General features: G+C 70.6%; 10 protein-coding genes and 1 pseudogene. 6 read left to right on the top strand and 5 right to left on the bottom strand.

The genetic code is table 11. From position 1 onward, the window contains the following. Window positions 1-107 precede the first annotated feature (107 nt). The 6 genes and pseudogenes from ABZV31_RS37665 to ABZV31_RS37690 form a co-directional block, all read left to right on the top strand. Window positions 108-230 (top strand): annotated as a pseudogene (locus ABZV31_RS37665) (XdhC family protein); the annotation flags it as partial. Window positions 231-287: 57 nt separating this feature from the next. Continuing rightward, on the top strand, window positions 288-959 hold the full coding sequence (locus ABZV31_RS37670) for an XdhC family protein (RefSeq protein WP_355901349.1): 672 nt from the start codon (window positions 288-290) through the stop codon (window positions 957-959). 216 nt (window positions 960-1,175) lie between these two features. Then, on the top strand, window positions 1,176-2,003 hold the full coding sequence (locus ABZV31_RS37675; RefSeq protein ID WP_355901350.1) for a MoxR family ATPase: 828 nt from the start codon (window positions 1,176-1,178) through the stop codon (window positions 2,001-2,003). Next, window positions 1,960-3,237 (top strand): VWA domain-containing protein, encoded by a 1,278-nt coding sequence (locus ABZV31_RS37680; protein ID WP_355901342.1) that lies wholly within the window; start codon window positions 1,960-1,962, stop codon window positions 3,235-3,237. The genes ABZV31_RS37675 and ABZV31_RS37680 overlap by 44 nt, the downstream gene beginning before the upstream one ends. A gap of 383 nt (window positions 3,238-3,620) precedes the next feature. Next, complete coding sequence (locus tag ABZV31_RS37685; RefSeq protein WP_355901343.1) at window positions 3,621-4,109, top strand: hypothetical protein; 489 nt, start codon at window positions 3,621-3,623, stop codon at window positions 4,107-4,109. 66 nt (window positions 4,110-4,175) lie between these two features. Next, window positions 4,176-4,778 carry a DUF5134 domain-containing protein gene (locus ABZV31_RS37690; RefSeq protein WP_355901344.1) on the top strand — a complete coding sequence of 201 codons (603 nt, stop codon included), beginning with the start codon at window positions 4,176-4,178 and terminating at the stop codon, window positions 4,776-4,778. On the opposite strand, the gene ABZV31_RS37695 is transcribed toward ABZV31_RS37690, so the two are convergent. The 5 genes from ABZV31_RS37695 to moaA form a co-directional block, all read right to left on the bottom strand. Beyond that, entirely contained in the window at window positions 4,759-4,971 is a 213-nt protein-coding gene (locus ABZV31_RS37695; RefSeq protein ID WP_355901345.1) for a hypothetical protein, read from the bottom strand. The genes ABZV31_RS37690 and ABZV31_RS37695 overlap by 20 nt on opposite strands. Window positions 4,972-5,183: 212 nt before the next feature. After that, window positions 5,184-7,508, bottom strand: coding sequence for a SpoIIE family protein phosphatase (locus tag ABZV31_RS37700; protein WP_355901346.1), 2,325 nt, complete (start codon window positions 7,506-7,508; stop codon window positions 5,184-5,186). 60 nt (window positions 7,509-7,568) lie between these two features. Continuing rightward, window positions 7,569-8,291, bottom strand: a complete 723-nt coding sequence (locus ABZV31_RS37705; protein WP_355901347.1) for a LysR substrate-binding domain-containing protein — start codon at window positions 8,289-8,291, stop codon at window positions 7,569-7,571. Then, a complete protein-coding gene (gene moaD / locus ABZV31_RS37710; protein WP_344007478.1) occupies window positions 8,204-8,869 on the bottom strand; it encodes a molybdopterin converting factor subunit 1 in 666 nt (221 codons plus the stop codon). The genes ABZV31_RS37705 and moaD overlap by 88 nt, the downstream gene beginning before the upstream one ends. 133 nt (window positions 8,870-9,002) lie before the next feature. After that, window positions 9,003-10,184 (bottom strand): GTP 3',8-cyclase MoaA, encoded by a 1,182-nt coding sequence (gene moaA / locus ABZV31_RS37715; RefSeq protein WP_355901348.1) that lies wholly within the window; start codon window positions 10,182-10,184, stop codon window positions 9,003-9,005. Window positions 10,185-10,396: the final 212 nt, after the last annotated feature.

Genomic DNA, 10,396 nt, shown 5'->3' on the forward strand with positions numbered 1-10,396 from the left:
CACGCTGCGCGACGCGCTGCCGCAGGCGGAGGTCGTCGAGTGCGAACCGGCGGACGTTCCGGGCGAGTTGGAGAAGGCGGCCGCCCGCGCCCCGGCCGACGAGCGCGCACCCCGGGGACACCGCGCTGGTGTTTGTGGACGGCCGCATCGAGGGGTTCGTCGGGGGCACCTGCGCGGAGGCGACGGTGCGGCGCTACGGTCTGGAGGCGCTGCAGACCGGCGAGTCGGTGCTGTTGCGGATCTCTCCGGAAGAGACCGGTGAGGCCGTCGTCCATGAGGGGGCCGTCATGGTCGGCAATCCGTGCCTGTCTGGCGGGGCACTCGAGATCTTCCTCGAGCCGCTCCGCCCCGCCCCGAGGGTGCTCGTTCTCGGCGAAACCCCCATCGCCCGGAAGCTGGTTGAGTTCGGTCCGGCCCTCGACTACGACGTCGTGGCCGTCGGCGCCTCCGGCGTCACGGCCGAGTCCCTCACCGGGGTCGCCGCGGTCGTCGTCGCCTCCCACGGGCGCGACGAGGAGCCGCTCCTCGCTCTTGCCCTGCGTGCGGGGGTCCCGTACATCGCCCTGGTCGCGAGCCGCAAGCGCGGCACGGCGGTGCTGGACAGCCTGGACGTGACCGCGGAGCAGCGGGCGGGGATCCACCTCCCGGCGGGTCTGCCGATCGGCGCCCGCACGCCCGGGGAGATCGCCCTGTCGATCCTGGCCGAGATCGTCGCGTCCGTGCGGGCCGAGCCCGCACAGCCCGAAACGTCCGCAGGGGCGGTCGCCGAGGCCGAGGCCGAGGCCGAGCCGGCGACTGCGATCGACCCGGTGTGCGGCATGACCGTCGCCGCGGTCGAACACACGCCGCACTCCGACGCCGCGGGCGAGCGGCGATGGTTCTGCGCCGAGGGGTGCCGCGCCGCATTCGAAGCCGATCCCGCCCGGTACGCAGGTGCGGGTGCCGGAGGCGGCGCCTAGGCCACCAGAAGCCCGCCGCATGGCTGGAGTCAGGAGTCAACCTTGCACATCGACCCGACCGTGACCGCCCTCCGAGAAGAACGGGACCAGCGTGATTCCGTCCCCGCCCGGGGATCGGGAGTCCACGGGCCGGCCCTCGGCGGATGCACCTCGCCCGTCGAGGGGGTCGTCCCAGACGTCGAGCGGCTCGGCGCCGCCCTCGACGCCGCCGGCTACGTGGCCGACGACGGATTGGTGACCGCGCTGTACCTCGCACTGCGCCTCCCGCAGCCGCTGCTGCTCGAAGGCGAAGCCGGGGTGGGCAAGACCGAGGCGGCCAAGGCGATCGCGGCCGTGCTCGGCACCCCGCTGATCCGCCTCCAGTGCTACGACGGCCTCGACGCCGCCGAGGCCCTGTACGAGTGGAACTACCCCCGCCAGCTGCTGAGCATCCGCCTCGCCGAGGCCAAGCACTCCGAGCTGGCCGAGGCCGACCTGTTCACCGAAGAGTTCCTCGTCCGGCGCCCGGTGCTCGCCGCCCTCACCCACCCCGGCCCGATGCCCGCGGTGCTGCTGATCGACGAGGTCGACCGGGCCGACGACGACTTCGAGGCGTTCCTGCTCGAGGTCCTGGCCGAGTCGAGCGTGACCATCCCGGAGATCGGCACCGTCAAAGCCACGGTGCCCCCGATCGTCGTGCTGACCTCCAACCGCACCCGGGACCTCCACGACGCCCTGAAGCGTCGGTGCCTCTACCACTGGATCGACTACCCCAGCGCGGAGCAGCTCATCGAGATCGTCCGGCGCCGGGTCCCGGGATCTTCGGCCTCGCTCGCGAACGACGTGGCGGCGGCCGTGCAACGGCTCCGGTCGCTGGAGATCCAGAAGCCACCCGGCATCGCCGAGAGCATCGACTGGATCTCGGCGCTCTCCCTGCTCGGTGTGGACCGGCTGGACGCCGACGCCGCCGACCGTACCCTCGGCTCCCTGCTCAAATACCGCGAGGACCACGACCTGGTGCGTGAGCGCGGCGTGGCATGGCTGGCTGGCACCCGCGATGCATGAGCGCATCAGCCTGCCCACCTTCGACCTCGCCGACTTCGCCGGCCGGTTCGGGGAGGCGCTGCACCGCTCCGGCGTGGCCGTCACGCCGGAGCGGTCGGTGCGCTTCCTCCAGGCGCTGCGCCTGCACCCGCCCGTGGACCGGTCCGCTCTGTACTGGACCGCCCGCCTGGCCCTCGTGACAGGGCGCGAGCAGATCGCGCCGTTCGACCGGGTATTCAACGCACTCTTCGGCGGCCTCCTCGACCCGGCCGAGGTCCGCGGTGACCAGAACAACACACCGCTGCCGGGGGTCGAGGCCGGTCCCGGCCGGCCGCCGGTCCCCTCCGACCAGCCCCTGCAAGCCTCGGGGTCGCGGGGGCCGAGCGGTGCCCCGCAGCCGGGTGGTGCCAGCGCTGACGCCGATCGGGAAGTCGAGGCCCTGCGGGCGATCAGCAGCGCCGAGGAGGCCCTCGCCCACAAGGACTTCGGTGCCCTCGACGCCGACGAACTCACCGCCCTGCACCGCCTCATCGAATCGCTTGTGGTGAGTACCCCGCTCCGCCGAACGCGCCGCAAGGAAGCCGAGCGCGGCGGCCGCCACATCGACCTGCGCCGCACGCTGCGCCGAAGCCAGCGCACCGGCGGCGAGCCGGTCCGGCTGGCCCGGTGCCACAACCGCCTCCGCCGCCGCCCGCTGGTGCTGCTGTGCGACATCTCCGGGTCGATGGAGCCTTACACCCGGGCCTACCTCGGCTTCTTCCAGCGGGCCGCCGCCGGCGTGTCCGCCGAGGCCTTCGTCTTCGCCACCCGGCTCACCAGGCTCACCCCGGTCCTGCGGAACGCTAGCCCCGACGCCGCGCTCCGCCGGGCGGGCGTGACCGCCTCCGACTGGTCGGGCGGCACGCGGATCGGTCGCGCTCTAGCCGAGTTCAACAACGGCTTCGGCCGGCGGGGGATGGCCCGCGGCGCGGTGGTCGTGATCTTCTCCGACGGCTGGGAGGGCGAAGACCCCCGTGCGGTCGGGCGCGAGATGACCCGGCTCGCCCGCCTCGCGCACCGCATCGTGTGGGTCAACCCACGTAAGGCGGCCGCCGGGTACGCCCCGCTCACGGGTGGAATGGCCGCGGCCCTGCCGCACTGCGACGCGTTCGTGAGCGGCCACAGCTATGCCGCCCTGGCCGAGGTCATCGAGGCGATAGCCGGACCGGACGGATCCCTCTCCCGGCGCGCACCAGTGGGAACGTCCCGTGGCTAGCCCGCCGGCGGTCAGCCGGGTCAGGCCCGCCTGCGCGGGTGCTGCCAGGCGCGCCGGTCTGGCGGCCATGGCCGACGGTGGTCCGTCGCTGGGGTCCTGCGTCCCCCGGCACCAGACCCGACTCGGTCCGAAGGGGGATCAGGCGTGACTCCGGGCGCTCTGGTCGCTCACGGGCACGAGATCTCGGCGGCCACGCCGGCTTCGATGATCGCGGGCCTGGTGGCCGTTGCCTCGGCGACTGTCGCCGGTGTCTGGCTCGGTCGGGGCGTGGCTCTGCGCCCTGCCGTACTCCTGGGCGCCGCCTCCGGCGTCCTGCTCGTCGTCGCGGTCGTCCACGTCCTCCCGGACGCCCTCCACGAGGCCGTGGAGACCGGCTTGCCACTGTGGTCCGTCCCGCTGATGTGCACCGCGGTTACGCCGCCTCCAGCGCGGGCATCTGGAGCAGTTGTCCGAGCGAAGGCGGGCAGTTCCACGGCTGGGTGGCCGTCGTGGCGTTGGCCGTCCACCGCGCGGTCGAGGGCATGGCACTTGCGTCCGGGTCCGTGGCCGTGCTGGCAGCCCTCGTGGTACACGCCGCTGCGGAAGGGGCGGCGTTGGCGGTGGTCGTCGGCGGAGGACGGCGCTGCCTCGTGGTCTGGACCCTTCTGGCGAGCGCCAGCCCCGGGATCGGCGTCCTCGCGATTGACCCTCCCACTCTCCTCGTTCCAGTGCTTCTGGCTCTCGTCGCCGGAGTGCTGGCGGGCGCGGGCTGGACCGCGTTGACGGCCGCACTTCGGGACGGGCTGTCCGGTCGCCCCAACGACCCGGCCGTCGTGGCCGCCGTCGTGGCTGCCGGGGCGCTGACCGCCGTCGCTGTGGCCACGTCCGGGTGAGGCGCCCCGGTACGACGATGCCGTCTGCTCGACGGAGCCGGCTCTCACAGGCCGAAAGGGAAGCCGATGCATGGACCTGCAGTTGTCAGTTGGCTGCTCGCGACGCTCACCAGTGCCGCCGCCCTGTTCTGCCTCGCCCGGCTGCGCACACCCGCCGCGCAGCGCGGCGGCACGGGGTGGGCAGGTCGCGAATCGGATGCCGCTGAGGCGCTCATGGGGATCGGTATGGCGGTGATGGCCCTGCCGGTCAGCCGGGGCGGCGGCGTGCCGGCCGCCGCGTGCGTGGTGCTCTTCAGCGGGGTCGGCGCCTGGTTCCTGGCCGCCGCACTGCGCGGGGGCGGTGCCCGGCACCGCGCGCACCGGCTGCACCACGCGGTGGGGAGCGGCGCGATGGTGTACATGGCCCTGCCCATGGCGACCGACGCCACCGGTGGACCGCAGCATGCCGGGCATGTTCCAGCGGCCGAGGGACCGCTGCTGCTGACCGGCTTGCTGCTGCTGTACTTCGGGAGCTACGCGGTGTGGACGGGCAGTCGGTTGCTGGCTACCGCGCCGGGCGACGTGGTTGCCGTCACCGGCGGTGCGCAACTGCTGCGTGCACCGGGGATGCCGCAGGCCTGCCGAGTCGTCATGGGAGTGGGCATGTTCGTCATGCTGCTGGACGGGTGAGGCGCTGCACCGGCCCGTCACCCGTGTCCTCGGTCATCTCGTCGTCGAAGCCGTTCCGCGAGGCCCCGGCGGCCTGGGCCCGGGGCACCTCGACGGTGGAGGTTGCCGGACCACCACCCAGGTCACCACCACCCAGGTCACCACCACCCAGGTACGAGACGTCGTCGCTCTTGAGCCGGATGCAATGCAGCACCACCGAGCTGCGCGAGAACCCGTCGGAGGGGCGCAGGGTACTGGACGAGGACGTCGCCCGCGGCGGCGGTGGTGACGGAGACGAGCAGCAGGACGGCGGCGGAGCCGAGGGCGTAGGCGGCGAAGACGGCGGACACAGGTTCGACCCGGGCACGCCCCGCCCAGGGCGGGCACCACCCCACACGACGGACATGAGCTGCTCCGGTACCGCGATCACAGGGTGGGCTCATCCCACTGATCGAGGAGGAGGTCGGCGAGGTCGGTGCCGGGTCCGCCCGCGCCGTCGTGCAGGACCTGTTCGGTCCAGATGACCTTGCCACCCGCGGTGTACCGGGTTCCCCAGCGTTCTGCGAACCGGGCGACGAGGAAAAGGCCTCGTCCGCCCTCGTCTGTGGTGGCCGCCCGGCGCACGTGCGGGGACGTGCTGCTGCCGTCGGTGACCTCGCAGATCAGGGTGCGATCGTGCAGCAGTCGGACGTGGACGGGCGGGGCTCCGTAGCGGATGGCATTGGTGACCAGTTCGCTGAGGATGAGCTCGGTGTTGAAGCCGATCTTCTCCAGACCCCAGACCCGCAGCTGGCGGTCGGCACCGGCGCGCACCCGGGCGACGGCCGCCGGGTCAGAAGGTACGTCCCAGTCGGCGACGCGGCCCGGGTCCAACACCCGGGTGCGGGCCACCAACAGGACTATGTCATCGCGGGGACGCGCTGCTTGTAGGGCGTCGAAGACCGCCTGGCAGGTCTGCTCCGGATCGCGCCCTGGGGCTTCGGCCAGAGTCCGCTGCAGCAGGGCCAGGCCGGCACCGATGTCCCGGTCGCGGTCCTCGACCAGCCCGTCGGTGAAGAGCACCAGGCGGGATCCCTCAGGCACCTGGAACTTGGCGGTCTCCACGGGCAGGCTGCCGCCCAGTCCCAGGGGCGGGGAACCGGGCACCTCGGGGAAGGTGACGGAGCCCTCGGGGTGGACCAGGGCGGGCCCCAGATGGCCGGCCCGGGCGATGGTGACCTGAGCGGGGACCGGGTCGTAGATGGCATACAGGCACGCGGCTCCGGTGATACCCGGCTCACCTTCTCTTACGTCCTGGTCGATCCGAGCGACCAGTTCGTCGAGGTATCCAAGGAGTTCGTCGGGCGGCAGGTCGAGGGTGGAGAAGTTGTGGACGGCGGTGCGCAGACGGCCCATGGTGGCGGAGGCATGCAGGCCGTGCCCGACGACGTCGCCCACCACCAGCGCGACGCGAGCCCCGGGCAGCGGGATGACGTCGAACCAGTCGCCGCGCACACCGGCCTCGGCGGGCGCATACCGGTAGGCGACGTCGAGCGCGTTCTGTGCGGGCAGGGTCTGGGGCAGCAGGCTGCGCTGCAGTGTGACGGCCATGGTGTGTTCGCGGGTGTAGCGGCGGGCGTTGTCGACGCAGACCGCGGCGCGGGTGGCCAGTTCCTCGGCGAGGGACACGTCCTCCTGGTCGAAGGGCTCGGTCTCCTCCAAGCGCCAGAAGTTGACCAGGCCCAGCACCACGCCGCGCGCCTGTAGCGGCACCGTGATGAGTGAACGGATCCCGTAGTCGGTGATCTGCCGGGCCGGCGGAATCTGCGTCTGCCAGCCGGGTGCGGCGCCAAGATCCGGTTCGAGCACCGCGTGGCCGCTGACCAGGGCCGAAGCCATCGGCGTGGCGGGGAGCCAGGTGATGCGCTCGCCGACCGGGATCAAGGGAGCGTCCTGCCGGACACCGCAGGAGGCGGTGCAGTGCATCTCCGCGGTACCCGAGGGCTCTCCGCCCTGCAGCACGGCTTCCAGCAGCTCCACGGTGGTGTAGTCGGCGAAGCCGGGGACCACCACCCGCGCGAGTTCCTCGGCAGTGCGCACCACGTCGAGGGTGGTGCCGACCCGTGTAGCCGCGTCGTACAGCAGCTGGAGGCGCTTGCCGGCCTTCTGGTACAGGCGCGCGTTCTCCATCGCGACCCCGGCCGCCACCGCCAGCGTCTGCAAAACGGCCTCGTCCGCCAGGTCGAACTCCTGACTCCCGCGCTTCTCAGCGAGGTAGAGATTGCCGACGACCTCCTCGCGCACCCGGATGGGCACCCCGAGGAACGAGTGCATGGGCGGGTGGTTCGGCGGGAAGCCGTACGCGGCCGGGTGCCTGGACACCTCACGCAGCCGAAGCGGCCTGGGATGTCGGATCAGCTCACCCAGAACCCCCTTGCCGGCCGGGTACGCCCCGATCGCGGCGATCTGCTCCTGGCTCATCCCGACCGGCACGAACACCGTGATCGTTTGGTCCTGGCCGACAATGCCGAGCGCGCCGTACTCACAGTCCATCAGCTCGACAGCAGCCGTGACGGTCCGCCCCAACACCTGCATGAAGTCCAGCTCTTGGCCGACCGAGAGCACGGCCTTCAGCAGTTGGTACCACCGGTCCCGGCCAAGCGCGTCACTGATCCCGCCCTGCAGCACGGCTTCCAGCAACTTGTCGAGCTGCACCTGCGGCAGTTGCGGCAGGTGCAGCGTCCTGCTCGCCTTGTCCGGCTCCGGGCCCACTGCCGTCACCTTCTTTCAATAACCCCCGCTCCTCAAGTAGACCGCACCCGACGGCATGGGTCATCCGTATCCCGCCCCGGCCGGTCCAGCCCTCGGCGGGCGTGCGGCCGAGCAGCCAAGCGGCCCGCTCTCCGTGGTGGTGGAGCAGCGACCACGCTCGGGATCGGACCAACGCACGCGCCACCCCGAAGAAACACCCTTGGTAATCACTGCTACACGTAGCGTCAGTTCTCTGTGGAGCCTGCAACACGACATGCGGCAACACGCGAACCGGGTAGGGAAGCCGAACAGCGGCTCATGTGGTTCGTCCGAGGGCCACGCCGGACCGATCACCACGTCGGCCCGATGGTCCCGCAGCAGGTCGGCGAACGCCGAGCCGGGCACGGCCAGGGTAACGACATCGGCATCGGGCTGGCGACGGCAGAAGGCCTCGAGTAGCCGCGGGGTCACGTGCTCGGTTGCGGTCGCGGTGGACGCCACCCGCGCAGATACAGGGTGTTTTCCCCGGTCTCCCGGTTCCTGGCCGTGCGCGCGCCGAAGAAGTTGCCGCCCGCCGTCGGCATGACGGAGCAGCAGGGGCACGCGAGCGGCTGGTGGGCTGGGGAGCCTGCGACCGAGGCACGTGGTTGCTCCCGGGTCCGTCGGCAGGTGGCGCGGCGGACGGGCGGACGGTGCCGCCTTCCTGACAGGCTGATCTACGGCCGCATCCCCACCCACTCGTATCCGTCGGGAGAGCTTTCCTTTTTCCAGATCGGCACTTCCGACTTCAAGAGCTCGATGCACATGGTGCAGGCCTCGAGTGCCTCTGCCCGATGCGGCGCGGCAGCAGCGATCATGACCGCTGGCTCTCCCACCTCGAGCACACCCACCCGGTGAGTCACCGCGACTCGTACTCCCGTGCCCACCGCCTCACATCGCTCGACGATGTTCGTGAGCGTCTTGAGGGCCATCGACCGGTATGCCTCGTACTCGAGTCGAACAACCTGTCGGCCCTCATTGTGATTCCGTACGAGGCCGGTGAAGGTGACAACCGCCCCGTGCGACGGATCGGTCACCGCCGTGAGTACCTCGTCGAGCCGCAACGGCTCGTCGCTCAGCCGGGCGTACGGGCCTTCCGCTCCGCCCGCGATCGGCGGAAGGAGCGCAATCTCGTCACCGTCTTCGAGTACGTGCTCCGAAGACATGAAGTCCTCGTTCACCGCCACCTTGACCATGCGCTTTACCCGGGCCAGCTCCGGATACTTGTCGTGCAGGACGTCGATCAGGCATTGGAGGGTGCTTCCATCCGGCAGCACAACGGTCTCCGCTGTTCTCGCGAGTTGCTCGCGCAACGCGCCGAAGTACAGCACGGAGATCTGCATCAGCGGTCTCCTTCTTCTGAATTGGTGTTGTCACGGGCAGACCGCGGAAAGTCGGATATCGCACGTGCTCCTGGCCGAGCTCGGTTGCAAAGCGGTCTCTGATCAAGGGTGGTGGCTGCGTCGTGATGTGACCTCAGCCACCGCGCGTATGCATCTCGAGATGCGGGTCGCGCTTCAGGCGTTCGGCGGAGAGGAGGGGGCGTCGGTGCCGAGCGGCAAGCCGTGCCTCGGCACCGCGGTCACGACGTGCTCTCCACACCGACTCGATCACGCCCCGCAGTTCATCATCGGTAGCGCCGTCCCGGAGCGGGGTCCGCAGATCGGTACCGGTCAACGCATACAGGCACCGGTACCAGATGCCATCTGCGGTCAACCGTGCACGATCGCACGACCCGCAGAAGGGCTGGGTTGTCGAGGAGATGACGCCGAACGTCGTTCCGTCGGGAAGCGCGAAACGGTCTGCCGGCGCGGACTCGGCTTCATCCACGACAGGCTCGACAGAGCCGTAGTGACGAGCGAGGGCAGCGAGGATCTCCTCCCGGGTCAGCACCTTTGCCGAGGACCACCCCGTGGCTCCGCCGACGTCCATGTACTCGATGAATCGCACCTCGGCGGGAACCTGCCGACAGAACTCTATGAGTTCCGTAAGCTCGTCGTCGTTGACACCGCGGATGACCACCGTGTCGATCTTGGTGTCGGTGAATCCCGCGGGGGTCAATGATCGAATGCCTTCGAGTACCGCGGAGAGGCAGTCCCGCCGGGTCAGTGTGAGGAACCGTTCAGGGCGGAGTGTGTCCAGGCTGACGGTCACTCGGTGCAGGCCCGCGTCACGCAGCGTCTCGGCCTGCTCAGCGAGCCGAACGCCGTTCGTCGTCATGGCGAGATCTCGGATGTCTTGTTTGCGCGCCAGCTGCCGAACCAGCTCGGGCATGTCGCGGCGTAGGAGCGGCTCCCCGCCAGTGAGGCGTACTTTCTGGACGCCGAGGCCTATGAAGACATCAGTCAGCCGCGAGATCTCCTCGAAGGACAGCAGATCCTCTCGGGCAAGCCAGACGTAGTCCTTCTCCGGCATGCAGTACTGGCACCGGAGATTGCATCGGTCAACCACCGAGATCCGCAGGTTCCGCAACGGGCGTCGGTACTGGTCGACGACGCGCTCTGACCCCGCAGCGACCGCGGAACTGCTGTGGCTCACGTCGTCGGCGACCGTTCTCTCACCTGACCGAAGCAACATCTCTCTCTTCTCTCTCAGTCCTTCGTCGTGACGCGGCCGGACTCGATGAGACGGCACGGGGGTGGCGACGGCCCGTTGCATCGGCTCCTCGCAGGCAGGGGACACGTCCGCAGCCCCGCCGCCCCTCCTCGAGGTCTATGAGTGGCCCGACCCGGGTCATGCCGACGTCATCGACGCCTGGCCGGCCGGACGACGACGCCGGGTCAGCCAGAAGATGACAGCGGCGAGGACAACGAGGACGGCGGCCGGTGGGAGGGCGCGCTTGAGGACGGCGCCGCGGGCCACGCCCATCA

Origin of the sequence: Streptomyces sp. NPDC005202 (assembly GCF_040608235.1) — a bacterium.
Lineage (GTDB): Bacteria > Actinomycetota > Actinomycetes > Streptomycetales > Streptomycetaceae > Streptomyces.

Bases quoted from the DNA above. Each gene is read 5' to 3' on its own strand.
- ABZV31_RS37670 (WP_355901349.1), top strand. From the start codon at position 288: ATGGTCGGCAATCCGTGCCTGTCTGGCGGGGCACTCGAGATCTTCCTC.
- ABZV31_RS37690 (WP_355901344.1), top strand. From the start codon at position 4,176: ATGCATGGACCTGCAGTTGTCAGTTGGCTGCTCGCGACGCTCACCAGT.
- moaD (WP_344007478.1), bottom strand. From the start codon at position 8,869: ATGCAGATCTCCGTGCTGTACTTCGGCGCGTTGCGCGAGCAACTCGCG.
- moaA (WP_355901348.1), bottom strand. From the start codon at position 10,184: ATGCAACGGGCCGTCGCCACCCCCGTGCCGTCTCATCGAGTCCGGCCG.